General features: G+C 38.8%; 25 protein-coding genes. 7 read left to right on the forward strand and 18 right to left on the reverse strand.

Annotation, left to right across the window (positions count from 1 at the left end):
- Positions 1 to 79: 79 nt before the first annotated feature.
- Together LC455_RS10540 and LC455_RS10545 are read right to left on the reverse strand one after the other, a co-directional pair.
- Complete coding sequence (locus tag LC455_RS10540; protein ID WP_223590597.1) at positions 80 to 577, reverse strand: hypothetical protein; 498 nt, start codon at positions 575 to 577, stop codon at positions 80 to 82.
- Positions 578 to 653: 76 nt separating this feature from the next.
- Entirely contained in the window at positions 654 to 1,841 is a 1,188-nt protein-coding gene (locus LC455_RS10545; RefSeq protein ID WP_223590600.1) for an aminotransferase-like domain-containing protein, read from the reverse strand.
- A 272-nt stretch (positions 1,842 to 2,113) separates the two neighbouring features.
- Between LC455_RS10545 and LC455_RS10550 the strand changes: the two genes are divergently transcribed.
- Positions 2,114 to 2,524: a hypothetical protein gene (locus LC455_RS10550; protein WP_223590601.1), complete on the forward strand. Its 411-nt coding sequence runs from the start codon at positions 2,114 to 2,116 to the stop codon at positions 2,522 to 2,524.
- 78 nt (positions 2,525 to 2,602) lie between these two features.
- Here the strand turns inward: LC455_RS10550 and cysI are convergent, their stop codons facing one another.
- Both cysI and LC455_RS10560 read right to left on the reverse strand, forming a co-directional pair.
- Positions 2,603 to 4,321, reverse strand: coding sequence for an assimilatory sulfite reductase (NADPH) hemoprotein subunit (gene cysI, locus LC455_RS10555; RefSeq protein WP_223590603.1), 1,719 nt, complete (start codon positions 4,319 to 4,321; stop codon positions 2,603 to 2,605).
- A gap of 25 nt (positions 4,322 to 4,346) precedes the next feature.
- Positions 4,347 to 6,167 carry an assimilatory sulfite reductase (NADPH) flavoprotein subunit gene (locus tag LC455_RS10560; protein ID WP_223590604.1) on the reverse strand — a complete coding sequence of 607 codons (1,821 nt, stop codon included), beginning with the start codon at positions 6,165 to 6,167 and terminating at the stop codon, positions 4,347 to 4,349.
- A gap of 217 nt (positions 6,168 to 6,384) precedes the next feature.
- On the opposite strand from LC455_RS10560, the gene LC455_RS10565 reads away from it, so the two are divergent.
- Positions 6,385 to 7,284, forward strand: coding sequence for a LysR family transcriptional regulator (locus LC455_RS10565; RefSeq protein WP_223590606.1), 900 nt, complete (start codon positions 6,385 to 6,387; stop codon positions 7,282 to 7,284).
- 117 nt (positions 7,285 to 7,401) lie between these two features.
- Complete coding sequence (locus LC455_RS10570; protein WP_223590607.1) at positions 7,402 to 8,241, forward strand: MBL fold metallo-hydrolase; 840 nt, start codon at positions 7,402 to 7,404, stop codon at positions 8,239 to 8,241.
- On the opposite strand, the gene LC455_RS10575 is transcribed toward LC455_RS10570, so the two are convergent.
- The 3 genes from LC455_RS10575 to LC455_RS10585 form a co-directional block, all read right to left on the reverse strand.
- Positions 8,233 to 8,907, reverse strand: coding sequence for an NUDIX hydrolase (locus LC455_RS10575; RefSeq protein WP_223590609.1), 675 nt, complete (start codon positions 8,905 to 8,907; stop codon positions 8,233 to 8,235). The two genes, LC455_RS10570 and LC455_RS10575, sit on opposite strands and share 9 nt — an antisense overlap.
- 123 nt (positions 8,908 to 9,030) lie before the next feature.
- Positions 9,031 to 9,534, reverse strand: a complete 504-nt coding sequence (locus LC455_RS10580) for a DinB family protein (RefSeq protein WP_223590611.1) — start codon at positions 9,532 to 9,534, stop codon at positions 9,031 to 9,033.
- A 150-nt stretch (positions 9,535 to 9,684) separates the two neighbouring features.
- Entirely contained in the window at positions 9,685 to 9,825 is a 141-nt protein-coding gene (locus tag LC455_RS10585; protein WP_223590614.1) for a hypothetical protein, read from the reverse strand.
- Between the two features lie 167 nt (positions 9,826 to 9,992).
- Between LC455_RS10585 and LC455_RS10590 the strand changes: the two genes are divergently transcribed.
- Complete coding sequence (locus LC455_RS10590; protein ID WP_223590618.1) at positions 9,993 to 11,570, forward strand: phytoene desaturase family protein; 1,578 nt, start codon at positions 9,993 to 9,995, stop codon at positions 11,568 to 11,570.
- 176 nt (positions 11,571 to 11,746) lie between these two features.
- Here the strand turns inward: LC455_RS10590 and LC455_RS10595 are convergent, their stop codons facing one another.
- The 9 genes from LC455_RS10595 to LC455_RS10635 form a co-directional block, all read right to left on the reverse strand.
- Complete coding sequence (locus LC455_RS10595) at positions 11,747 to 13,483, reverse strand: dihydroorotate dehydrogenase (protein ID WP_317851426.1); 1,737 nt, start codon at positions 13,481 to 13,483, stop codon at positions 11,747 to 11,749.
- Between the two features lie 109 nt (positions 13,484 to 13,592).
- Positions 13,593 to 14,585, reverse strand: a complete 993-nt coding sequence (locus tag LC455_RS10600; protein WP_223590620.1) for an asparaginase — start codon at positions 14,583 to 14,585, stop codon at positions 13,593 to 13,595.
- Between the two features lie 108 nt (positions 14,586 to 14,693).
- The gene (locus LC455_RS10605) at positions 14,694 to 16,229 is read right to left on the reverse strand and encodes an NCS1 family nucleobase:cation symporter-1 (RefSeq protein ID WP_223590623.1); all 1,536 of its coding nucleotides are present in this window, start codon (positions 16,227 to 16,229) and stop codon (positions 14,694 to 14,696) included.
- 329 nt (positions 16,230 to 16,558) lie between these two features.
- Positions 16,559 to 17,335 carry an NAD-dependent protein deacylase gene (locus LC455_RS10610; protein ID WP_223590626.1) on the reverse strand — a complete coding sequence of 259 codons (777 nt, stop codon included), beginning with the start codon at positions 17,333 to 17,335 and terminating at the stop codon, positions 16,559 to 16,561.
- A 19-nt stretch (positions 17,336 to 17,354) separates the two neighbouring features.
- Positions 17,355 to 18,092, reverse strand: a complete 738-nt coding sequence (locus tag LC455_RS10615) for a YwaF family protein (protein WP_223590629.1) — start codon at positions 18,090 to 18,092, stop codon at positions 17,355 to 17,357.
- Between the two features lie 85 nt (positions 18,093 to 18,177).
- Positions 18,178 to 18,792, reverse strand: a complete 615-nt coding sequence (locus tag LC455_RS10620; RefSeq protein WP_223590632.1) for a DUF2238 domain-containing protein — start codon at positions 18,790 to 18,792, stop codon at positions 18,178 to 18,180.
- A gap of 124 nt (positions 18,793 to 18,916) precedes the next feature.
- Entirely contained in the window at positions 18,917 to 19,285 is a 369-nt protein-coding gene (locus LC455_RS10625; RefSeq protein ID WP_223590635.1) for a hypothetical protein, read from the reverse strand.
- Positions 19,286 to 19,379: 94 nt separating this feature from the next.
- Positions 19,380 to 20,501, reverse strand: a complete 1,122-nt coding sequence (locus LC455_RS10630) for an NAD(P)/FAD-dependent oxidoreductase (RefSeq protein ID WP_223590637.1) — start codon at positions 20,499 to 20,501, stop codon at positions 19,380 to 19,382.
- Positions 20,502 to 20,806: 305 nt separating this feature from the next.
- Positions 20,807 to 21,718, reverse strand: coding sequence for a carbohydrate kinase family protein (locus LC455_RS10635; RefSeq protein ID WP_223590638.1), 912 nt, complete (start codon positions 21,716 to 21,718; stop codon positions 20,807 to 20,809).
- A gap of 119 nt (positions 21,719 to 21,837) precedes the next feature.
- Between LC455_RS10635 and LC455_RS10640 the strand changes: the two genes are divergently transcribed.
- Entirely contained in the window at positions 21,838 to 22,254 is a 417-nt protein-coding gene (locus tag LC455_RS10640) for a DUF2243 domain-containing protein (protein WP_223590641.1), read from the forward strand.
- Positions 22,255 to 22,369: 115 nt separating this feature from the next.
- Here the strand turns inward: LC455_RS10640 and LC455_RS10645 are convergent, their stop codons facing one another.
- The gene (locus LC455_RS10645; RefSeq protein WP_223590644.1) at positions 22,370 to 23,002 is read right to left on the reverse strand and encodes a hypothetical protein; all 633 of its coding nucleotides are present in this window, start codon (positions 23,000 to 23,002) and stop codon (positions 22,370 to 22,372) included.
- Between the two features lie 144 nt (positions 23,003 to 23,146).
- On the opposite strand from LC455_RS10645, the gene LC455_RS10650 reads away from it, so the two are divergent.
- On the forward strand, positions 23,147 to 24,742 hold the full coding sequence (locus LC455_RS10650) for an acetolactate synthase large subunit (RefSeq protein ID WP_223590647.1): 1,596 nt from the start codon (positions 23,147 to 23,149) through the stop codon (positions 24,740 to 24,742).
- 28 nt (positions 24,743 to 24,770) lie between these two features.
- On the opposite strand, the gene LC455_RS10655 is transcribed toward LC455_RS10650, so the two are convergent.
- Positions 24,771 to 25,334, reverse strand: a complete 564-nt coding sequence (locus LC455_RS10655; RefSeq protein WP_223590650.1) for a hypothetical protein — start codon at positions 25,332 to 25,334, stop codon at positions 24,771 to 24,773.
- Between the two features lie 181 nt (positions 25,335 to 25,515).
- On the opposite strand from LC455_RS10655, the gene LC455_RS10660 reads away from it, so the two are divergent.
- Positions 25,516 to 25,710: an alpha/beta-type small acid-soluble spore protein gene (locus tag LC455_RS10660; protein WP_223590653.1), complete on the forward strand. Its 195-nt coding sequence runs from the start codon at positions 25,516 to 25,518 to the stop codon at positions 25,708 to 25,710.
- The last annotated feature ends 55 nt before the right edge of the window (positions 25,711 to 25,765 follow it).

Raw genomic sequence — 25,765 nt, forward strand, 5'->3', positions numbered from 1 at the left:
TAACTCTCTTGTTCACAATTCTGTAACATTTAAAAAAGCACCTTCAACATCCATTTAAGGATGTTGAAGGCACTCCATGTTAAACCCAATTATCATCACCGTTATCCCAATTTCCAAAATCATCATTATCTTGGAGATCATCTTGATCATTATTTTTGAAATCGTCATCACGGCCGTCTCTATCCCAATCTGACGACTCATCCCCTCTGCCCTGTCCAATTTCCTCCTGCAGCTGGTCAATTTCATGTTCTTGAATGATATTTTGATCCATAAGTTCTTGTATGATTTCATGATCTTGTAATTGCTGTAACGCATGATACTGATCAAAACCAATTCTGCCCTGATTAAACAAATAAGTCAGTAACGCCCCCGCTGCCATTCCTCCGGCAAATGACCCTATTCCGCCAAATCCACTATGCCCTGGACCAAAATTTCCACGCGGTTCATAATAGTCCGTTCTAGGTTCATAATAATTCCTTCTTGGTTCATAAACCTGTGTACGATTCCGGTGGGTAAGCGGGCGAATAATTAGAAAATATACCAATAATATAATAATAACAATCCCGATAAAAGCCATTCTTATTCCATCCTTTTATAATTAATTACCTTAATAAACTTTACATAAAAGGAGAATTTCATTCAAGAACCCCATCTTAAACGACTGCTGGCTTTAACAAAACCTCTACTAATCGATCCATGCCTAGCTTTATTTTTTCAGGATTTGAGTGGCTGAAATTTAAGCGGAACGTGTTGTGTTTAGGCTGGTCAACATAGAACGGAGCACCAGGGACAAAGGCTACACCTTTTTCGACAGCTTGGGAAAGTAAACGGGTTGTATTTAATTCTTCATTCCCTTCCACCCACAAAAACATACCGCCTTTTGGCTCTTTCCATGTAAACAAGCCGGGCTCAAGCTTATTCAAATAATCTCTCATAATTGTCATTCGATAATAATACTCATTTCGAATATGCTTGATATGCCCATCAAGATTGAAATCGCGCAGTAAATAATATAATGCTTGTTGATCAAGGCTGCTGGAATGCAAATCATTCATTTGTTTCGCTTTTGTCATCATTTGCACGACTTCTGATGGTCCCGTAACCCACCCTGTTCTAAGAGCTGGGACGACCGACTTTGAGAAGGTACTCGTATAAATGACGTGACTTTGCTGCTTATCAAAAGCTGCTATGGATGGATAGTGCTCCTCTTCATGAAATTGGATATCTCCATATGGATCGTCCTCAAGTACTAGTACATTATATTTATAGCAAAGATTTAATAGTTCTTGCCGTCTTTCACTACTCCATACCTTTCCATCCGGATTAGAGAAAGTTGGTATAATATAAACAAATTTTGGATGGTATTGGTTCATTTTTGTTTCTAAATCCTCGGGTACCATTCCATGCTCATCACTGCTGACGGCGATAACATTTGCCCCGTAAGACCTGAAAACCTGCAAGGCTGATAGATAGGTAGGATCCTCCGTAAAGACTATATCACCTGGGCTTAGCATAATCCTGGAAAACAGGTCGATAACCTGCTGGGAACCCGTAGTAACCAAAATGTTTTCAGGTGCAGATGCAATCCCCTTTTGGGCCATTTTGGCTTGAATGGCCTCTCGAAGTGGTGTGTAGCCCTCTGTTAAACCATATTGCAAGGAAGATTTTCCCGATGCGAACACCTTTTCATAGGCAATTTTTACTTCATCAATCGGAAAAATGTCTTCAGCTGGCAATCCCCCTGCAAAAGAAATAACGTGCCCTTGCTGGGTCACCTTTAAAATGTCTCTTACCGCAGAAGATTCATAGGTTTTGGTTTGAGGTGCAAATGGATAATTCAAAGTAAGTCGCTTCCTTCTTATTAGTTTAGATTAGTAATATTGTAATAGTATAATATAGCAATCAGATAAGCAAGCATAATATTCTAAATATTTAGAAAAAACGCTTTCATAAAGACAAATTCTCGCTTCGAATTCGAAATGTGTTTTAAAAATATCAGACACTATTTCTCAATCCTCACTACAACTGCAAAAATCATTATTATGGTATCATTAATATAGTATCTAAATTAATTATCCAAATAGTCCAGACCACAAATGAAAGGATGCTATTGATGATAAATAAAATTCAATCTGTCTATATATTAGAAAATCCCGAGCAGAATATGATTAAATTTGCTACTGACTATCAGCTTCGATACGGAAATATTATTAAAGAGGTATTCGGAGTAGCATGCATAGAGGATTTATCTTTGATGATTCAATTTAACAGGAGTTTTCAAGAAAGTATTTGTAAAAGAAATGGAATTAGTGAAAAGAAAATTACAATAGATAAGATTATTCGAATTGCAACTAAGAAGGAATTACTCCAATTAAAAACAGAGTTGATTGAAAAAATGGGCCGTTTTTCCCAAGGGAATGTTTCAATTTCACGCCCTTTCGACACAGAAATAATATTACAAGATGGAATTTTTAAATGGGATGAAAAAAACTCTTCCTATATCCCTGTAACACAGAGCGCTTAAGTGATCGTTACCGAGCACTTTTAACCTTAGCCAAAAAAAAAGACAGAGATACATATCCCTGTCTGTTACATACCTTCATCAATCGTGAAAATTTGTTCCGTCTATGGTAGCTTTTATGATACCTGCACGAATCACAAAATCACCGAAGTGCTCGCCATCCTCACGTTCCTTCGCATAACGTGAAAGAAGTCCACGAAGTTCACTTAATATTTCTTCTTCACCAATGTTTTCACGGTACATTTTGTTTAAACGACTGCCGTCAAAGGCAGCTCCTAGGTACATATTATACTTCCCTACGGCTTTACCAATAAAGGCAATTTCACCAAGAGAAGGACGTGCACATCCATTTGGACACCCCGTCATGCGAATCGTGATTTCTTGGTCCCTCAGGCCGTTTTCATCGACTATCTCTTCGATTTTATCCATCAGTACAGGCAGGTAACGTTCTGCTTCCGCCATGGCTAGTCCGCAAGTTGGAAGAGCCACGCAAGCCATCGAGCTCCGGCGTAGTGCTGAATGATATTTCCCATCAGTCAAGCCATATTGTTCAATCAATTCGTTAATCTTTTTCTTTTTCTGGCTTGATACATTGGCAATAATCAAATTTTGATTCGTTGTTAAACGGAATTCACCATTATGGATTTTAGCAATTTCACGTAAGCCCGTCTTTAGCTTATAATCAGCGAAATCTTTAACGCGTCCACCCTCGATAAACAAGGTTAAATGCCACTTACCACCCACACCTTTGACCCATCCGTAACGGTCGCCGTTACTGTCAAAATGGTATGGCTTTGCCTCATCCAGACTCCAGCCTAAACGGTGTTCCAGTTCTTCCTTGACTGTTTCCAGACCAAGACGATCAACGGTATATTTGAAGCGTGCATTTTTACGTTCAGAACGGTTTCCGTAGTCGCGCTGAATCGTAATCGTCTTTTCAGCCACATCATATAGCTGTTCCGGCTTACAGAAGCCGATTACTTTTGCCAGCTGCGGATAGGTCGCTTTGTCCCCATGAGAGCTGCCCATTCCGCCGCCAATAGCCACGTTAAAGCCGATTAGTTTCCCATCTTCCACTATCGCAATGAAACCAAGGTCATTTGAAAATACATCGATATCATTGGTTGGGGGAACTGCGATTGCAATCTTAAATTTACGCGGTAAATAAAGCGGACCGTACATCGGTTCAACTTCCTCTACATCCGGCGTACCAGCGACCCTTTCCTCATCGAGCCATACTTCATGGTAGGCTCTTGTCCTCGGCAGTAAATCATCACTCAGCTTTTTCGACCATTCGTATACTTCTGTATGGATTTCAGATTGATATGGATTAGAACTGCACAATACGTTCCGGTTTACATCACCGCAGGCAGCAATAGTATCCATTAGTGTTGAATGAATCGTTTGGATTGTATTCTTCATATTCCATTTTAAAATACCATGCATTTGAAAAGTCTGACGTGTAGTGATCTTTAATGTGCCGTTTGCATTTTTATCTGCCAGCTCGTCCATCACTAGCCATTGGGCCGGTGTCGCAACACCGCCCGGCAGCCGAACACGCAGCATAAACTGATACGCTGGTTCTAGTTTCTGTTTTGCACGTTCATTGCGCAGATCCCGGTCATCCTGCAAATAGCTTCCGTGATGCTTCATCAAACGATTATCATCATCAGGAATTCCAGCGCTTAAACGGTCAAGCATTACTTCTTTTAACGTTCCGCGCAAATAATTGCTTTCTTCTTTAATACGCTCAACATCACTGGGCTTTCCTGCTGGCGCTGTTAAAGTTTTGTTCACCATGTTGAAAAACTCCCTTCAATCCAAATCAGTATACATCACGCTGATAACGTTTTTGCTGCTGGAGCTCGGCAAGATAAGCTTCAGCGTTTTCACGACTCATAGCGCCTTCTTTTTCAATAATGTCAAGAAGAGTGTTATGAACATCGTGCGCCATATGTTTCTCGTCACCGCAAATATAAACCACTGCACCCTCTTCCAGCCAAGCAAACAATTCTTTACTTTGTTCAAGCATGCGGTGTTGTACATACACCTTTTTATCTGTATCACGTGAAAAAGCAACATCCATTTTTGTCAGGACACCGTTTTTCAACCATTTTTGCCATTCAGTCTGATAAAGGAAATCGGTTACGAAATGCTGGTCCCCGAAGAACATCCAAGCTTTCCCTTCCGCTCCTGCTTCTTCACGCTCCTTCATAAAGGAACGGAATGGAGCTACACCTGTCCCTGGACCGACCATGATTATCGGAGTATCCGAGGCAGCAGGAAGCTTAAAATTTTCATTATGCTGAATAAAAACAGGCAGTTTGTCACCAGGCTGAAGACGTTCTGCTGTTAAAATCGAGCAAACACCTTTTCGTTCACGGCCGTGGGCATCATATCGAACGGCACCGATTGTTAAGTGTACTTCATCTGGGCTCGCAGATAAACTGCTTGCAATTGAATATAAACGAGCTGGGATTTTCCGAAGAATCGAAACAAATTCTTGGGCCGAGGTACCCCATGCACCAAAATCACGAACGAAATCCACTAAATCACGTCCATGAATATAGGCTTTTAGTTTTTCCTCATTTCCTTGAGCTAAAAGCTCCTGTAGGGTTTCATTACCTGTTAACTCCAACACCTTTTGTAGAAGAGGTTTCGTTAGAGTCGTAATTTCATAGTACGATTTCAAGGCTTCTTTTAGGGAGAGAATGTCCCCTTGTTTATTGAGAGTTACCCCAGCTTCAGAATCCCATTTCAATTCTGCCAATAGAAGTTCAACAAGTGCAGGGTCGTTTTCAGGGTAAATTCCGAGACTATCCCCTGGTTCATACGAAAGTCCAGAACCTTCAAGTGAGATTTCAAGGTGGCGCGTTTCTTTCTTGGAACCGCGGCCATTCAAATTAATATTTTCAAGAATTTCTGCTCTAAACGGATTTGATCTGGAGTATACAGATTCAACTACCTGTGTTGCCGCTGCCGTAACAGGTGCTTCATTACTGCCTTCAGCCTCACTTAAGCTGCTAAGTACTCCTTGAAGCCATTCGGATGCAGGTTCATCATAATCAACATCGCAGTCAAAGCGCGGATATAACCGTGTGCCGCCGAGCTCCTCCAACCGCGAATCAAATTCTTTACCTGTTTGACAGAAAAACTCATAAGAACTGTCTCCAAGTGCCAAAACTGAAAAATGGAGGTCATCAAGCTTCGGTGCTCTTTTACTATGCAGAAACTCATGAAATGATAGGGCATTGTCAGGCGGATCCCCTTCACCATGTGTACTTACTATAATAAGAAGATTCTGGACCTTTTTAATATTATTGGCTTTAAAATCACTCATGGAAGAAATAGTTACTTTAAATCCGTTCCCTTCAAGCTCCTTGCCCGTCTTATTAGCAAGACCCTTGGCATTCCCAGTCTGTGAACCATAAAGGATGGTCACCTCTTTTGAAATATTCTTTCCAGTACTTTGATTCGGAAGAACGGATGTTTGTGCATTTAATGCACCAAAAGCTAATGTCGTTGATGAAGCAGCAAGATACCCGCTTAGCCAAACTTTTTGAGATTCTGTTAATGTTGGCAATATACGGTTAAGGAGTTCTGCCTGCTCTTGATTAAACGGACTGTTCAATACTTGAAGTTGCAACAAAATCACCCCACAAAGGTAAATATCATTTTTTGAAATTTAAAATTCATCTGACAAAAAATTGATTACTATTATAATAGTTTTACTATTCCTATAAGTCAAGTCGGTTTTAATAAAATTTCTTCGTAATAATAACTTTACCGAAAGACAAGGAATTAGTAAAATAAATATTAATAATCAGAACTATTAATATTACTAATAATAAGGCGGGATATTTTTGTATTATGAAGAGTTAAAAACATTTGTTACCCTTGCAGAAGTTAAAAATTTCACCAAAACTGCAGAATTACTTCTAATGTCCCAGCCAAGTGTCAGCCTGCATATAAAAAATCTGGAGAAAGAGTTCCAGACAAAATTATTTCTTCGATCTCCAAAATTCTTACAAATTACACCGACCGGGGAGATTTTATATGATCGTGCCAAGCAAATGATCACCATTTACGAACAGACGAAACAAGATATTTTAGAACATCACGACTCCATTAAAGGCGAATTAAAGATTGGCGCTAGTTTTACCATCGGCGAATACATCCTGCCCTCGCTTCTGATTGATATTCAAAATGATTATCCCAAATTGGACCTCCATGTCATAATCGGAAATACGGAGGAAATTGTTCAATCTGTTCGTTTGTATCAGGTTGATATTGGCCTGATTGAAGGCCAAACCAATGAAAAAGAAGTTTCCGTTCATTCATTTATGCAGGATAAATTATTTATTATTGCATCAAACAATCATGAACTTGTGAAAAAAAAGGAAGTGACGATGACCGACCTTCAAAATCAAGCATGGGTCTCCAGAGAATTAGGTTCAGGTACAAGGGAATATCTCAATCATGTAATCCGATCGAATGGTTTAAAGGTGAAATCTCTTCTATCGATTAGTAGCAGTCAGGGTATAAAAGAAACTCTAATAAATGGAACAGGGCTATCACTTCTTTCCCATAGTGTGATTGAAAGAGATGTTCAGCAGGGACTTCTTTCTATTATAAAGGTAAAAAACCATCAATTTACCCGCACGCTTTCCTATATTATTGCGCCTATTATGGAGGACAAAAGGAATGTAAAAACCTTTATTAATGCACTGAATAAAAAATGGCCAAACAAAGGAAAAGGATAGTTCGAGCCGTTAATGCTCAACTATCCTTTTTAATTATCAACTATATGGCAGGATTTCTTCGTTTACACGATGAATATGTTAAGAAAATAATTATTGAGTGCCTAAATGGATGAAAGGATGTTAGCATTGCAAAAAGGAAACGGCTTTCAAATTATTCGTGTACCAATCTCTACACCCACATTGCTTCCGCATACGACTACTAATTGCTATTTAATCGGAAACAGCCAGGAAAGTATTTTAATAGATGCGGGATTTGATCAACCTAATACAAAAATAGATTTAGAGACAGCGATAGAAGAAAATGGCCTGGCCATTCCTAAGACTATCATACTGACACACTGGCACCCGGACCATGCGCCTGGTGTTCGTCAATTAGTCGATTGGGACCCTATTGTTTATTGCCATCCACTTGAAAAACAAATGACACTTGAGGCCATTTCACCATGGAGCAAATTATCCTTTTTAAATGATGGAGATATTGTTTCTGTAGCTGGCCATGACCTAACCATTCTTCACGCTCCAGGTCATACAGCGGGGCAATTAAACCTCTATATCCCGTCTGAAAAGGTTCTACTTGCTGGAGATAATATTGTTGCAGAAGGAACCTCATGGATTGGTCCTCCAGACGGTGATATGTCGGACTATATTCATACATTAAATCGGTTAAAGAAATTGGCCCTAACAAAAATCGGTCCCGGGCATGGTGATTGGGTATATATACCCTACGAACAAATTGATTTTGTGATAAATCGACGACTTTTTCGAGAAAACCAAATCAAGGAGCTTCTCGACATTCATAAGAGACTTACTTCAACTGAATTAACTAACATTATTTACGCCAAGCTTCCTCACCCAAGTGTTTTTGAAGTGGCAAAAAGAACGACTGAGGCCCATTTGATTAAATTAATGAAAGAAGGTTTTGTATTATCAGATCTTTCCTATTACTCACTAAAATAAAAGCTTATAATCGTTACTATTAAATTTAGGCATGATAGGAGGTTCACTAGATTGATGGGTTGCAATGGTTTTTAATGTATGAATGGTGGGTGGAGGCAAAGGCATCTTGCCATTATGATATTCTGATAAGGCATCTGCAGGTGAAATCCATTTGGCGTCGCTAATTTCTTTTTGATCAGGTTTTGGCAGCTGCCCTTCTGGAAGCTGGGCAATAAAAAAACGAGTATCAAAGCGAATCCGACTAACATTTGGTGTAATGATATGGCCAAAATAGTGCAAACTTTCCAGATTAAATTGAAGTCTTTCGTTTTTTAACATTTGCAAGAAAGTAAGTTCCCCATTAATGAGCTGACGGCGGTATTCCCTCTCTTTTTCCAAATCCATAAGAAATACGGAACCGTCTTCAGCGCTGCAAAGTAAAATTCCTACCTCTTCAAATAGTTCTCTTGCTGCGGCAACATAATACGCAAGCTCAAAGTATTCATTTCGGTTGCCAACTATTTCATTTTGAAAATCTTGGACTTCATCCCCCTTGTCTACTGCTCCACCCGGGAAAACATAAACCCCTGCCATGAATTTCATTGTTTCAGGTCTTTTTGTCAGATAGACCATAGATTGTTGATTCATTAATACTACCGTTGATGCAGGTCTTGGAATCGCACTCATTTTTGGACCACCTTTGTTTCAAAGTTTATTACTTGTTATATTCAACTAATTAAGGCAAATTCCCTTCCATTAAATAAAAAAGCACACTGTTTCCAGTATGCTTGATTTTGTTTAGGTTTTTTTTTAAATGACAGGCGCTTCCATACCCATATGGACCCATTCCTCTCTAGCAGGACCATAAACTCCAGGAACTGTGATTCCAGCTTGACGCATGAGCACTGTCATTTGTCCGCGATGATGAATGAGATGTTTAAGGAAAAGCGAAAGAGTCACGGATTTCGGCATTTCCATCCCAAACACATTTTTCATTTCCTTTAAGGTATCGTCTGTCCATTGCTTCTGAACACCATCAATCGTGTCAGCGCTTACTTTTCGAAAAGCTTCCGCAATTTCTTTTGCTGATGTTGGAACTGTGTTATCGTTTTCCACCATATCCACTTTAATTCCGAACTCATTAAGCATTCCTGGTGTACTTGTTACAACATGCCAGGCAATTCTCCCTAAACTGCGGTCATCCGGCGTCACCATTTGCTGTAGGGAACTATCTGTCAGTGCATCCATGAGCTTTTGTGTTGAAGCAGCTTCTTGATTCCATTCCTGAATAAATTCATTAATCGAGGTATACATAATATTTTCCTCCGCTCTCATTTTTAACCAATTAATGGCGTTTAAAGTATAGCATGATGGATTTAAAATACAAAATTTCTAGAAGGTTTCTATTAAAGATAAAACAGGCTGAAATTCTTCAGTAACACTAAAAAAACGCCATCACTGGCGTTAGGATAATTTATTTTCATTAATCATATTTTTTACATCCTGGGAAATTTTATCAAATGTTTGATTTACTCTATTCAAAATCTCTTCCGGATCTGTTATTTCCTCTCGCTGTTCCTCAGATTCATAATTATTTTTTTCCATTGTTTCACCTCCTACTTTATCCTTTGCTAAGATGGGAAAGTTTATAACTTTGAAATTTCACCTATTATTTTCTACCTGTTTTTTTCTCGATTTAGTACTAAAGAAACATTTACGAGCGTAATTTTATTTGGATGAATACTAATCTATTTTTTAGGAGTGAATTTCCATTGAGGACTTTTGACACGATTTTAATTGGGAGCGGACATAACTCTTTAATCACCGCAGCCTATTTAGCTAGAGCAGGACGAAGTGTACTAGTGCTTGAGAAAAACGACCGGCCTGGCGGGTTTCTCCGGACCGAGGAATTAACGTTACCGGGATTCAAGCATGATGTATTTTCAGCTGCCCATCCCCTATTCTTAACCGGACCTGCCTATGCTGATTTGGGTCCCTTGCTGGAAGCACGGGGACTCCGATATATAAATACCGATTTACCCACAGGCGTATCGATGGAAGACGGCAGGACAGCTGTCCTCCCGCGTGCCTTTGAGGATTTCATTTCAGAAGCGGATAAGCTGGCTCCAGGAGACGGTGGCGAACTCGCCAAAATGTTTGAAGGATTGCAGCCATACGTTAACGATGTTTTTTCATTATTTAATGTCGATTTATCTCGCACAGACTCATTGGCGGTAATAAATAGACTTATGCATAACGAAAGTGGGAGTGGCTATTCACCTTTTGCCGCGTCACTGTTCTCTACTGCACGAAACACCGTAGCTCCCTTTAAATCTCCGGTTTTAAAAGCAATGATTGCTTCTTGGGTAACCCATCTCGGACGAACGCCTGACGAAGTCGGCAGCGGAATCTGGGTCCCGCTTACCGTGATGGCATTAATGGGCGGCGGTATGCCGATACCGGAAGGTGGAAGCGAAATGCTTGCTAAATCTCTGGCCCAATTGGTGACGGATTTGGGTGGGGTTATCCGGACAAACACCATTGTTGACGAGATACTGGTAAAAGACGGCCGTGCGGTCGGTATACGCACGAAAGATGGAGAGAAATATCATGCTTCTCACTCTGTAGTGGCATCCACTACTCCAGATCAACTCTATTTGTCGCTACTTAAAGATACAGAAATACGACCACAAATTCGCACTCAAGCTAAAAATTATCGTTACGGACGAGGCTGTGTGCAAATCAACCTTGCATTGAGCGAAGCGCCAAAATGGCTTGATGAGCGTTTTAATAGAGTTGGACAGCCGCATTTAACAGATGGTTTGGATGGTTTTACGATGGCAATTGCACAAGGGATGGCAGACCTTTTGCCAGAGAAGCCTACTTTTACTGTTGATTGTCCTACCAATCTCGATCCGACCCGCGCTCCCGCTGGAAAGGCAATTATGAGAATCCAGGTGCTTGAAGTGCCATGCCGTCCGCGTGGTGATGCCGCTGGAAAAATTAATGTTGGGGATGGAACATGGACGAAGGATTTAGCGGAGATGTTTACTGACAGGGTCCTTAATGTAGTCAGTAAACATATTCCTAATATTCCAAGAGCGATACTTGCTAAACATGTCGTGACTCCTAAATCGATAGCCCAGTTTAATCCGAATGCTGGTCCTGGTGATCCATACGGCGGAGCGCATGATCTCTCTCAAAGCTATCTGTTCCGGCCGCTTCCAGGACAGCCAAGCCATCAAACAGAAATTCCTAACTTATTTATGCTGGGCGCCGCAACCTGGCCGGGACATGGAATTAATGGTGGATCTGGGTATATTGTTGCTCAGCAGCTGCTTAGTAAGTAGACTATTTTATTATTTTATTTAAGAAAAAATTTATTACGCTTTTGAAATTGGGATAGCTCGTTTTATGAGGACAGGTGTCGCTGTTCTTTCAGGAACTCTGTCCTCATGAACGCCCCATGAGGACAACTTTTAGCTTACCTTTCACGATTTCTGTCCTCATGAATGTTAACCACTTACTATTTTCGATCTGTCTCAAAAAAGAACTGCCGAGAGAGTGTTAATCCCATCACAAACAAAAATAAAGCAAAATACGCAGGAAGAAGATGGATAAATGTGGTATATCCGATTACAAAATGAGTGACAATGCCGGAACAAAATGCTGGCACACCCCCAACTAGCAACGAATTCCAAACCCACTTCTCGCCTTGATGAAATCCCCACAATGCAATCATGATCACTAGCAAGCCGACACTTAATAAGGCACTGCCAAACCCAGCACGGTCATGAGCTATCAGGGGAATAAGCCTCCTGTTTAAATCATACATTTGATCAGGAGTCATACAAATAAACCCTAAATCCGTCAGGACAAAAACATTTGTGGCTCCAATCATAGAAATAAGCATTCCCCCAATAATAAAAGCAAATCCTAGAACCACAAAGCAAAGCTGTCCCCAGAGGCTTTTTTTCCATGATGGATGATTCGTTCGATTTTTCGAAATCGGTGTGTGGATAGACTTTTTGGTTTTTCGTACCCCATTAATAAAAAAAGGAAAAAGAATAAACCAAAATAGTCCATGAAGCCAATCAAAATAACCAAAGCCAATAAACAATAATATCCCTAAAAAGCCAACAACCGCCCCAATGTTTATCGCTTTTCGTGCCCAATGAATTCCATACTTCACTCCATGACGTGCTAATTGCATATATAAGATTCCACCGGAGACCATCGTTCCAGCCAGCGTCATGCGATCATGGGCCATAAAATAAATAAAATTAGGGTTAATTGCCATTAATTCCTCTCGGGAAAATCCTAAAAAGGCTTCATCATATGGGAGAATCACCGTTGTCATACTAAAAAGCAAAGCAAGAATACCGCCAATAGTAATGAAAAGACCAAATAACCAATACCAGATCCAGCCGGAAACCATTTCCCGCTCGTTATCCATTTGGTCCACAAAGGCTTCATTTATTCTTTTCGGGAGACCCGGACCGGAAAGGACATAGCCCCCTGAAAGCATAATGAGATCAGCACCTTCTGCATATAATTCCAGGGCATCTTCTGGTTCCAAGACTCCACCTGATAAAATGATTGGTATTTTATAAAAGCCGTTGGATTTAAGAAATCTTAATGATTGGATAAGTTCTTTTTGCTTATCTAGGAAAGTTAGTTCATTCCCAGCCCTTTCTTCTAAAATAATCCCATCCATCCTAGAATACTCAGAAATTTTTTCAAAAAGCTTGTTTGCCGGGACAGAAAGTAGAATCGGTTTATTGGAAATTAAATCCTTAAACACTAGCAGTTCTTCATGGTCGAATGATTTTTCCAAGACTATGGCATCTCCATAAGGAGAAAGAGACGGTAACAAGCTATGTAATTCTTCAACAGAAACCTCGGAGCTTATTCGGATAAAAATTGGTTTATTTAAAGGCTTAAACTTTTCCAGTTTTCGAATAGACTTCTCCATGCCGAGCGACTCGAGTGGAGTGGGAAACATGATTTCATCTCTTTGTTTTGAAAAACGGGCATATTTATCGGCATCATTTGGCAAACGGGAAATGGGACCTATCTCAATAAAACCAAATCCAAGATTAGAAAAAGACGCTGATCCTGATAATGAAGGATCTATTTTCCCGCTTAATCCTACTGAACTTGAAAAAGTAAGACCTAAAATATTTTTTTGAAGTAATGGTGATGGAGCCATATGGCCTAAAAATTCGATAAAATTAGGTCCGCCTGGGAGAGATGCAATCATATTCATCCCTCGATGAATAAACTCTCAGCCCACAGTCTTTGGGAGCCGGGATACTATTGGCTTAAAAAGTGTATGATAGGACCAATCCGGCATTTTACTATCCCCGCTTTCATTTTTCTAAGATAAAATTAGGCATAATAACTCCAATTCTATCATTTCTAGCATTAAAAATAGGAGCATGAGCGTAATCTTTTAAAGTTTGATTGATTTGTTCATTTACCTGGCCGAGTTGTTTTAATACTTCCATTGCTGCAACGCTGGCTGCCCTTTCTCCCCCATCTTCCACTTTTATCGCAATTCCAATCCCTTCTTCTACTAAACCAATGCATTGTACAGCTTCAGCACCCGCTTTTGATACAATCCGTCCATTAAAGATATTCATTAAATCAGTATCAAAGCGGTTCTTGCCTCCTACCATTTCAGGATGCTTTATCATCGCATTTCGAATGATTTCTAATGCTGATGCATGGCCACCAACGGGTTTTGCGAGTCTAGCAAACCCTAATGCTACATGATTGAGCGGCAATTGATGGACAGGGACCCCGCAGCCATCCACACTAAGCTTGATTTCATTTTTCGGAACTTCACAAATATCTTCAATCACAACAAGTATTCGTTGCTGTACTGGGTGATAAATTTCACGATAACCTCCAATATCTTCATTCGTATGCACTGCTGTTGCAAGCATGCCCGAATGCTTTCCGGAGCAATTGCTAAAAACAGGAGTCAATTCCTTCCCTTCACGAATGAGCTGTTTATAGCTTTCATGATCCCTGGGAATGTGTGTTCCGCATTGCAATGCTTTTTCTGCTAACCCACTTTTAGCCAAGATGTTCAGTACCGAATCCCGATGAATTTTTTCACCGCTATGGGAAGCGCAGCTTAGCGAAAGCTCAGCATCCGTATAGTTGAATCTTTCCGCCGCACCTGTTTCTACTAATGGTACCGCTTGAAACGGCTTCATTGAAGACCGTGGAAATGTAAGTCTGCTGGGATTTCCGTATGAATAAAGAAGCTTTCCCTCATTATTTACTACAGCAACATGTAAATCATGTGTACTTTCTAAATGTTCCCCTCTATAAACCAAAATTGGCTTCTCCATATTCAAATCTCCTCAAATAGTTTAAAATTATTTTATCATATTTCCTTTGATCTAAAATTAAAAAAACCCCTTCAACACGCCATTGAAGGGGTAAAAATCCTTACTTTTTTAATAATAAAATTCAGTTTCTGTACCTGCCGCAGAATCCGATTTATTGCCAGGAGTTTTGGATTTGAAGCTTGTGATATTTTCATATTCTCCTGGTTTCAATACGCTTTGGTCGCCTCTCATTAAATAGGTGTAGGCGAAAATGGAGATAAACAATCCAAATGTCCAGGCATTATCCCATAAAAAGTGAAGGCCCGGAATGAATAAACCAAGTACAGGAATAGCTACACCAATGATTAAGGCATAAACACCATTTTTATTAAAACCAGAAGTATAACTATATCGACCATTTACATCATATAGCTCACTAAGTGCCATTTGCCTTTTACGGACAAGCCAGTAATCGGCAATGGCAATTCCATCGATTGGACCAAGTAATGCTCCATATGTTCCAAGCCAGCCAAAAATATAGTTACCGAAGTTCTCCATGATGTACCATGGCTGCATGAGGATTGCAAAAATCCCAGTAATCAAAGCGCCAAGACCGAAGGTAATCTTTCTTGGATTTAGATTCTCAATCGCGCGGGCAGGTGCAACAATGTTCGCACCAACATTAATGGTTAAGGAAGCAATAACGATGATTAAAGTGCCCAAAAAGATAACAAATGGCGGGAATTTAGCAAGCAGCTGGACCGGATCCCAAAGGGCAGTGCCGAATATAACCACAGTTGCAGATGTAACAGCAATTCCAATAAATGAGAAAATACTCATGGTTAGCGGCAGCGATAGGCTTTGCGCAACCATTTGTGATTTTTGATTTTTAGCGTATCGGCAAAAGTCTGGAATATTCAGGGCAAGTGTTGCCCAGAAAGCAATGACACCCGTTAATGCTGGGAAAAATACTTTTAAAAAATCCCCCGTGCTTGCGAATTTAGATGGCGTTGATAAAATCGGTCCCCAGCCTCCGGCATGTGTAAATGCCCAAATAAGAAGAATAATGGAGGCGATTCCAACAACAGGAGAAGCAATTAAACCTAGTACCTTCATGGCTTGCGGCCCTTTATACGCTACGGCAACGTTTAAGGCCCAGAATAAAGCGAAAACGATCGCAGTGTGGCCAGGAAGGTTTTTCCATGCTGAAAAGGAAGCAGATAAAAGCGTATCAATCGCACCCGTTCCAATCCATGTGTTAATCCCAAACCATCCCGCTGCTACAACCGCACGAGCTAATGCAGGGATATGGGCGCCTTTAGAGCCAAACCATAAACGTGCAAATACAGGATAAGGAATTCCAAATTTGGTACCAGCGTGTGAATTTAATAGAATGGGGATAAGAACAATAACATTGCCAAGGAAAATGGTTAAGATGGCTTGCCACCAATTCATACCTAAAGAAATCAATCCGCTTGCCATCGTATAGGCTGGGATACACAAACACATACCAATCCAAAGTGTAGCAAAATTAATACCTTTCCATGAATGTTCCTTCGTGGTAGTTGGCCGCAGGTCATCATTCCACATAGGACTGCTGCTCAAACCATTTGCTGCTTCAGGTGTCAGGGTAACAATCCCATTTTGTTCAATTTGTGTTTTCAACAAAATTCCCCCTTGATTTGGTTTGTTGCAATCATGATTAAAAAAGTAATAAGCATATAAAGACCAAGGCAGCAAATAAAATTGTGGGAATATTACAAAAATATAAACCGTAAGTATTCACTCTTCCCAGGCATCACCACCAAAAAATATTGGGAAAACAACCCCCACCTTCCTATCTTATATTATAATTGACCAAATCCAACTGTCATTGGACAAAAGGTTAAATCATTCGCTGAAATATTTATATGTTTTGTATGATGGCAGAATCGATTGTTTTTTTTTAAGTATAATACAAGTTTAAAATTGTGTCCTAAAGAGTGTTATGATTTCTAACACTCTTTTATAGCGGTATGGATTTGGGATAAGGATTTTCCTATTGAATCCTGAATGACATATGTATCTGCCTCGAAGTCATAAGGTGTATCTCCTTTATTAATAATAATCATTGGCACACCATGCCTTCTATATTGCGGAAAAGTGGAAAAAGGGGTTACTTTTAAACTAGTTCCCAATACTAATAGGCAATCCGCTCGATTGATCATGTTATGGATTGTATTAAATCCTTCAACGGTGAACCATTCACCGGTATCCCCAAATAACACTACATCAGGTTTTATGTAACGATTTCGCTTATGTATAGTTTCACAATTGTCACAGACATAGAATTCTTCTAGATTTTTAAGGCGAATTAATATTTCTTCGGTTAGATAGATTTTTCCGCAATTCTGACAGGATGCTGTTTTCATGGTTCCATGGAACTCAATAACGTTTTTACTGCCTGCTTTCTGATGGAGACCATCAATATTTTGAGTAATGATTTGCTGAATTTTCCCTGCCTGTTCCCACTTAGACAAAATCATATGGCCTGAATTTGGGGTTGCGTCTGGATGATAAAGGTTTTCCAAAGCAAATTGATAAAACTCTTTTGGCTGCTGATAAAAATAATCAATTGACAGGATATATTCCGGTGCCAATTGATAAATACCTTTTCTGGACCGAAAATCCTTAATTCCGGATTCAGTGCTAATGCCTGCACCTGTTAAAACAACGATTTTTTCTGCGTTTTTTATCGTATTAATACTGGCTTTTAGTATATCAATACTCATCTTCTATCACCCAATAATTCTAATTTAAAGGACTTCCGTTTTTACCAAGATAATAACTAATCCCAAAAGGTAAATATAAGATAAAAAAAGTGATTAAAGCAATAAATTCTAATGGTATTAAATAGTATGGCCATTGTCCAAGATAATCTAATATTGAAGGATTCATTGGCTTTTTAGAAATATACATGTAATTACCATGAACAAAATAGTTTAGTAAAAAAACAAAGCATGTATACAGATTTAAATATAAAAATGCTTTCCAAATACTTTTAAATTTTGGTTTGTATTGCTCCACAAAAACAAAAAACATATTCGCAACTACAATCCCTCCATGAGAAATAAAAAAATGAACATAACGGAAATGTGGGAAAGCGTATAAACTTAAATCAGGTGTAATCATTGCCTGCAAAGCACTTCCTACTCCAGCAAAATAAGTAAATTCAAAGAGTTGGCTACTCTTTGTCAAGAGCAAGGCTGCTGACAAAATGATAGATATACTGCTTAAATGAAAAGGCAATGAATATTGAATTGTCCATTCACCAACTCGCCAAAGCCAAATATGGAGGCTAATTTCCGAGAGTATTAGCACCGTAGCTAGAAGTGTTCGCACCTTAAAGTTCAACTTCTCAGCTCTTAATGATTTCCTATAGAAATAAATTAATATAACAATGAAAAATACTGATGATAATGTTAATAAATGAGTTAGTGAAAACAAAATAAATGGGTCTTCCCCATCCGCCTGAAAATATTTATTCATTTAATCACCATTTAATTTCAATTATAACTTAAATCGCAAGTTAACATAATAAAATTATAGTAATGTTTTTAGTGGTCGAATCCAATTATTTTTTTAAAAGCCTGCTATGCACTTTTGACAGAAAGATCAGTGTAAGGATGGATCCAACGAATGTTAATGACATGTCCCACTGCGAATCCCAGATATCCCCTTGCATTCCTAAAAACTCTTTTGCAGCTTTTCCACCCCTACCTATTTTTGTAGATAACCATTCAATAATTTCAAATAACGCGCTAATAAACATTGAAGTACTTAAAATTACAAATATTAGCCAAAACCCTTTTTTAATCGGGCTTTTTCGAATATACATTTCCCTAATGACAATGGCAAACAACCCCTTTAAGAAGTGCCCAAAACGATCATAGTTGTTCCTTTTTAAATCAAAATAATCTTTAATCCAATTAAAAAGCGGCACCTCTGAGTATGTAAAATGTCCGCCAATAAACGTTAAAATCGAAAGAATAGAAATGATGAGATAAGATAATGAAGTAAGACGAAATTTTTTATAGGTTGAAATTACAATGATTAATATAACAAGGGAAGGAAGAACTTCCATTGTCCATATTATATAACCAGCTGGTTTAATGGCGGACCAAATAAATACTGCAACGACAAAGAATAGCAGAAGTAAATGAAAGTTTGAGCTTTTTTCTCTTTCCAATTTTTCTTCCCCCAAATAAGTATGAAATCCTTTACATTATTTCTTTGTCTGAGGAAAAAAATACAAATCATACTAGTTCATCAATTAAAAAAGACTTCCAAATCGGAAGTCTTCTTTATATCTGTTATTCGCTAGGAGTTACCGCCTTTTTAATTACTGCGGTGGATAAATTGCCGAATTCAAATCCTTGAGTGTCTGTTTCAATATAAACAGCACCCATCGCTGGTTCACATGAACCATTTCGTTTAAAATGAATTTTGCCGATACTCCCTGGATTAACACCGGATTCAAACGTAAATAATTGTTCATCCACCATAAAATAGGCAATGCTAGATGTTGAATCCAGGAAATTGGTAATTGTATAAGTGATTTTAGTAAATCCTTCCTCCGTAATACAATCAGTGGTAAGCTGAAAGTGTATTCTACAATCAACTTGTCCATTTACTCTCGTGACAATATCTATAACATCAGTATCGGAAAAAGCTTTGGTCAAAAAACTTCCACCTCCAAACCTATCTATCTCTAATAAATGAAAAAGTTAGGATTTTAGAAACGGCGTTTTCCCTAGGACAAGAAAATTACCTTCGTTAGCTTTCTCCAATTGCTCCTTTAACATCGTAAAGGCTGACATCAATTTCCGTTTGTTTGCCCAAAGCTAGTTTAGCCAGTTCTGCTCCAAGATAGGGTCCGCTTGTTAGTCCTGATGCTCCTAACCCATTGGCAACTAAAATACCATCATATTGCGGCAAAAATCCAATAACCGGTAAAAATCCAGGCGTAAAAGGTCTGAACCCTACTCTGGTTTCAAGGTAGGTGCAGCTAGATAAACCAGGAGCCACCTCTAGGGCCTTGCTTAATATTTCGCCCATTCCCCCTGCTGTGACTCGAGTATCAAAACCCGCTTCATCTTCATGTGTGGAACCCACAACAATCCTTCCATTTTCAAAAGTTAGGATATACTGATTTTTGGGAGGCATAACAACCGGCCATGAACTCGTATCTGCTTCTAGCATTTCTAAATGAACTATTTGTGCCTTTTGTGGTTTGACAAGAAAATGAACCCCAAGCGGTTCCAATATTTCCTTTGCCCAGGCACCGGATGTAACTATAACCGTGTCTGTAACCAATGTTTCTTTAGCAAGACATATTCCTGAAATGCGGTTATTTGTTGAAATAATAGAAGCATTTCCTCTTAAGAATCTAGCACCATTCTTCAAGGATGCATTAATTAGCGCTTTTCGTAAATCTCTCCCATTAACACGTGCTCCCCCACTAACATGTACAGAACCATATTCTCCTGAAATTGGTGGAAAAAGTTCCTTTGTTTCTGCAGGTGACAAAATTGTAATTTCACCAATCTCGGGTGCATCCTCACGGCGTTTTCTTGCTCGTTCCGCCATTTGTTCTAGCTTCTCAAAATCCGTATGAAGACTAATTGCCCCAACACGCTTATATCCAGTTTCCTTTTCGCCATCCGCTTCTAAATGAGCAATTAATTCAGGATAGTACCGGGCCCCGTCTTTTGCTAACTGATACCATGCTTTGTTCCGCCTTTGGGAAAGCCAAGGACAAACAATCCCGGCAGCGGCATCTGTTGCTTGTCCGGTATCATCGCGATCCACTAATGTTACATCTGCACCTGATTTAGCAAGATGATAGGCGGTAGATGCCCCCAAAATCCCTGCGCCAATGACTATGATTTTTTTCATATGACACCTTTTCTACTTTTTATATTTTCTATTTTTGTAACATCAATTTCCAAAAACGGGCAATATTATTACCTAATAAATATTTTCTAAATGAGGTTGATAACATGATTGAAATACCGAGAAACTTATATTGTGAAAAATGTAATAAAGAAACTGAACACATGGTAAGGGAAGACGCTTTAGAAATCGAATATACGTGCACTGAGTGCAACCAACAACATGAAATTGTGAAATCTTTTTTCTAAGGCAAAAATGATAACATGCGAACATTTTCTCGCTTTCACAATTAATTTCGATCGAAACAATTAAATATTGAATGCAGATAAGGAACCTCTTTTGGTTGTCGCGATTGCACCGATTTGATTTGCATATTGAGTATATTCGGTTAATCGTGATAAATCTTGCGGGTTCCCTTTTTCATGAAAACTAAACAATAATGCTGACATAAAGGCATCTCCTGCTCCGGTTGTGTCCACTGCCATTACTTCGATGCCGGGGACAAAAATCTTCGTTTCATTATTTACGGCGTATGCCCCTTTGCTTCCCATTGTTATAAATACAAAAGGTATTTTCCATTGGGATAATATTTTTATCCCATCATCCATTTTTTCCGTCTCCGTTAAAAAATAAAGTTCATCCTCAGCAATTTTTATGATATCCGCAAATGGTAAAAAAGAGAGGACCGTTTTCCGGCATTGATCCTCACTTTCCCAGCGTTTTAAGCGGATATTGGCATCGAAAGCAATAAGAGTATTGAATGCCTTTGCATAGTTGATTGCCGTCCGAGTTGTGAGTTTTGCTGATTCTTGAAAAAGAGTTCCCGAGCCAAAATAGAAGATTTTCGAACGCTCAAATAGTTCACGTTTCAGTTGGTTTTCTGTCAAGACTTCATTTGGTGTTGGATTTATATAAGAGTGAAAGTATCGCTCACCATTTTCATTAAGATGAACATAAACTCCACAAATTTTTTTGTTAGGAGTTTGGACACAAAATTCAATATTGATATTCTCTTTTTTCAATTCTTGCTCGACAAATTGGCTGGTTTCATCGGTCCCTAATTTACATAAATAATAGGCTGGAACCCCTAATCTGCTTGTTCCCGCTGCAACATTAACAGTCGCACCACCAAGCAGCTTCTCATATTTTGTATTCGATTTATCAATCGAAATGTAATCTACAAACGCTTCTCCCAGAGAAATAACTCCTTGTTTATTCAACTATGCTCCCCCTTTAAAAAGCATTTAGTTTATCAAAAAATTTTTTATTGTTAACAACATATTTATATTACAATATAATTTTGAGAGAAACTAAATTTTTAATAAAGGAGAATTATTTCGTGAAAATACTTGGTGCGATTACAGCGTTTTTTCTAACAGACTTTCTTTTCCATTTAATAGACGCCCTTGCTTTTGGAATGAAAGCCGAAACTGCCAGTCAGCGTATCGGAGCAGTCTTTTTTGGAATTTGTGTCCTTTTAATTTTTATGGCCATTTTTCATCGTTTCTTTTCGAAGGCCTTTTTCAATGGATTCACGGTAGCAACAGGATTATTTTTAAGCTTCGATATTGTGGTCTTCCATTGGATATTCCAGCTTCATCGTATCACCAACGGTCCCGAAGCTAACTGGCTCGAGCCTATATTTGTATTAATTGGAATCATCTTAGTTTGGTATGGGATTTCGCGTGAAAGAAAGGTTAATAATAGAATTTTACTTGAGCGAAATGCGGCTGAAACGAAGAACACGGGCATCTAAAAATGTTTAACGTTACATTAATTACGAAAAACATTGAAATCGGTCACGTAGATTGGTTTTACGTGACCGATTTTAGTCTTTAAAGTTGATTAAAGTCCCTTAGTATTCCAGTAACTCATTTGTGAAAAATAATGGCCGCTAACTCCTCATCAGCATAGTTTTCTTTTATACCGGGTTTATTTTTAAAATAATTATAGATTTCTTCTTCCGAAAAATCTTTTTTTAATCCATTAACTATCGTTAATAGGTAAGGACGTGATGGTTTTTTCCATTCCACGTCCTTTATATCCCAAGGCGCTGTAAAGGTAAAAATTGGGTACCCGTTATCTTCTCCCAAATACATCACATTTCCATACCAAGATTGTCTGCGAAATATTTTTGAACCTGCCGTTTTAACCTCGTTTAAATCAAGATTAAATTCTACTCCATTATTTTCCTGTTTGACCACATCCAAAAACTGGTCGGTCGTGATTAAATACTTCTTACTTAGTGTTTTATATTCGGTATTTTGGTTTAAGCCTAAAAAGGCAACTCCTTGTGATTCCCATTTTCCGGCTTCCTTTGCAAAGTATAAGGGTAAATTTATCGTGAAGGTTGTCTCATCAATGGGAAGCGAAGGATCTTTACACCCTATCTCTACTTTTGCAGAACCCACCGGTCGCCCTCCTTTTATATAACATAAAAATCTTTCTGCATTGATATTCGAACCGTAGCTTGCGTACCAGACATATTGTGGTTCATTTTGCATGATTGATCCCCTTTTTCTATCGAATTCCATTATTTTTATCAATTTTACCATTTTGGTGAGGAATCGTCTGCTTCTCCACTAATGATTACAAATGAATTAGCTAAAACTAGAACTAACTAAATGCAAAGTTATTAGGAGGAAGCAATGAAAGTTACAGATGTTCTCGTTCAATGTTTAGAAAACGAAGATGTGGAATTTGTATTTGGAATGGTTGGCAAGGAAACAATTGATTTTGCTGATTCGTTATCAAAATCAGAGAAAATCCAGTTTGTAAATGTCAGACACGAGCAAGGTGCAGCTTTTATGGCAGATGTTTATGGAAGGTTGTCTAAAAAAGTGGGTGTTTGTTTCGCGACGCTCGGGCCAGGTGCAACCAATTTAATAACCGGTATTGCCAGCGCCCACCTCGATCATTCTTCTGTTGTCACATTACTCGGCCAAGCAGGTGTCGAAAGGCAACATAAAGAATCCCATCAATATATTGATTTAGTGAAGTTACTAGAACCTGTGACAAAAATGAGCACCCAAATTTTGGAGTCCCAATCCGTTCCCGCAATTATTCGAAAAGCTTTTCATACGGCAAAAATGGAAAAACCAGGCCCTGCAGCTATCGTAATGCCCGAAAATTTTTCAACTCAAATGATTGCAAACAAACCACTGCCAGTCACTGAGTTACCAGAGAGTGTTCCCCCTTCAGAAGCAATAAAGGCATCTATTCATTTAATTAAGAACCATATCAAACCATTTTTGATTATTGGAAATGGAGTAATTAGGCAAAATGCTGTCCCTGAGCTGCAGACCTTAATTGAAACCCTTCAAGCACCTGTAACGAACAGCTTTATGTCAAAAGGCATTTTACCAAAAAACCATCCTTTAAATTATTATACTTTTGGCTTTAATGAGAACGATGAAGTTTTAACTGGGCTAGAAGAAGCAGATTTACTGATTGTGATAGGCTTTGACTTTGTAGAACAATTGCCAAAGGATTGGAATAAACAAAAACGCCCTATTTTACATATAGATACGTTGCCTGCTGAAATAAATGAATTTTATCCTGTAAAAGCTGAACTCATTGGTAATTTGAAAAAGACACTTCAACTCCTTAATCAAACGGAAATCCCTGCAAAACCTTGGGAACCATCTGGGAATCTCCAGAAAAAAATAAAAGAAGCCTATCAAATTACCCAAATGCCAAACAACCCAAACGCCCTGCCTTTTACAATTGAAAATGTACTCCAGAGTATTGAAAATATTTCTTCTGAAGATACGATTTTGATTTCTGATGTCGGAGCCCATAAGGTGTCCATTGCTCGAACCTATCAGCCTAAAAAGCCGAACCGATTAATCATTTCTAACGGGCTGGCGTCTATGGGAATCGCTATTCCTGGTTCCATTGGAGCTAAACTAGCTTGTCCGAAAGATCCTGTCATTGCCATAACCGGCGATGGCGGCGCCCTTATGAATTTTGCTGAGATCGAGACGGCTAAACGTCTTGGACTTTCATTTATCATCATTGTATTAAATGATTGGATGTTAAAGCTTGAGGTCCAACAAATGAACAAAAAGTTTGGAACAAGTTATGGCGTAACGTTTCAAAACCCAGATTTTGTTCAATTAGCTGCGAGTTTTGGCATCCAGGGTTTTAGAACAGATAACCTTGTTGAATTTGAACATATTCTCAAAGAGAATCTCGATTCTCCCAAAGGCATTATCATAATTGATGCAACGCTTCAAAATTAACACTTGCTCCGGAATTAACCTTGGAAATTTACGAGGTAATCATTCTTTTTAATCTTTTAAAAATGAATAGTCCAAGGTTAACCCATATCCAATTATAAATAAATGCAAACAAAAAAATGAGAACAGTGGTAACAGTTGAGAAGGAATCAGAGGAGACTGGACCAAGTACAGGAAAATGGAAAACATACAGGAGGCTCAAAATTCCAAGGGTCAACAGAATTGCTCCTGTTAAAACAATGTTCACTCTCTTTTTAAAAAAGAAAAAACCTACACCGATTCCAAGTCCAAGGAGGCCTGTAGTAAACGGAAATACGATGAGTTCGCTGGGCTGAAGAATCAGCAGCAATAAATTTGTCAGGACATAAGACGCGATTCCGAGCGGAAGCGAAAGCAAGGAACAAAAGAGGACTGGGGCTGTGGCAAACGGACTAATAAAATACCCTACTCCTGGCAATAAACCGCCTGCCGCTTGGAAAATAGCCGCTATACTTGCAAAAAGAGCACCAATAATGAGCTGTTTTGTTTTGGACTGATTGTTGAACTCTAATTGAGTAGATTTGACCTCATTAGATATCGATTTCCAAAAATCCATCGGTTCCACCTCGTTCTTTTGGAAGTACTTTACAATATATTATTCTATTACTCAATATTTACGGTATAAACGATTCTTTTTTGCATTTCCATTTTATGACCGAATTATGTTTTTTATTTAGGTTAAATTATATACGAGCAATTTTAAATTGCTCAAAAAAATTCGTCGGGAGTGATGTATCATGGCTAGAAACAAACTATTGGTTCCTGGTGCAGATAATGTTCTGGATCAAATGAAAGAAGAAATCGCCAACGAGTTTGGAGTGCAGCTTGGTGCTGATACGACCGCACGAGCAAACGGTTCAGTCGGCGGCGAAATGACCAAACGTCTCGTTGCTTATGCTGAACAATCATTGCGAAATCAACAGAATTTTTAACCTGTGATTTCAAAATTAGGGTGCCCAAATCGGGCACCCTTTTTCTATGACTCCA

The sequence above is a fragment of the Neobacillus bataviensis genome (genome assembly GCF_019969725.1).

Coding starts and splice junctions, on each gene's coding strand:
- LC455_RS10645 (WP_223590644.1), bottom strand. CDS start 23,002: ATGCAAAATGAACCACAATATGTCTGGTACGCAAGCTACGGTTCGAAT.
- LC455_RS10650 (WP_223590647.1), top strand. CDS start 23,147: ATGAAAGTTACAGATGTTCTCGTTCAATGTTTAGAAAACGAAGATGTG.
- LC455_RS10595 (WP_317851426.1), bottom strand. CDS start 13,483: ATGATTGCATCTCTCCCAGGCGGACCTAATTTTATCGAATTTTTAGGC.
- LC455_RS10580 (WP_223590611.1), bottom strand. CDS start 9,534: ATGTATACCTCGATTAATGAATTTATTCAGGAATGGAATCAAGAAGCT.
- LC455_RS10585 (WP_223590614.1), bottom strand. CDS start 9,825: ATGGAAAAAAATAATTATGAATCTGAGGAACAGCGAGAGGAAATAACA.
- LC455_RS10600 (WP_223590620.1), bottom strand. CDS start 14,585: ATGGAGAAGCCAATTTTGGTTTATAGAGGGGAACATTTAGAAAGTACA.
- LC455_RS10610 (WP_223590626.1), bottom strand. CDS start 17,335: ATGAGTATTGATATACTAAAAGCCAGTATTAATACGATAAAAAACGCA.
- LC455_RS10660 (WP_223590653.1), top strand. CDS start 25,516: ATGGCTAGAAACAAACTATTGGTTCCTGGTGCAGATAATGTTCTGGAT.
- LC455_RS10575 (WP_223590609.1), bottom strand. CDS start 8,907: ATGAGTGCGATTCCAAGACCTGCATCAACGGTAGTATTAATGAATCAA.
- LC455_RS10550 (WP_223590601.1), top strand. CDS start 2,114: ATGATAAATAAAATTCAATCTGTCTATATATTAGAAAATCCCGAGCAG.
- LC455_RS10540 (WP_223590597.1), bottom strand. CDS start 577: ATGGCTTTTATCGGGATTGTTATTATTATATTATTGGTATATTTTCTA.
- LC455_RS10570 (WP_223590607.1), top strand. CDS start 7,402: ATGTTAGCATTGCAAAAAGGAAACGGCTTTCAAATTATTCGTGTACCA.
- LC455_RS10630 (WP_223590637.1), bottom strand. CDS start 20,501: ATGAAAAAAATCATAGTCATTGGCGCAGGGATTTTGGGGGCATCTACC.
- LC455_RS10615 (WP_223590629.1), bottom strand. CDS start 18,092: ATGAATAAATATTTTCAGGCGGATGGGGAAGACCCATTTATTTTGTTT.
- cysI (WP_223590603.1), bottom strand. CDS start 4,321: ATGGTGAACAAAACTTTAACAGCGCCAGCAGGAAAGCCCAGTGATGTT.
- LC455_RS10655 (WP_223590650.1), bottom strand. CDS start 25,334: ATGGATTTTTGGAAATCGATATCTAATGAGGTCAAATCTACTCAATTA.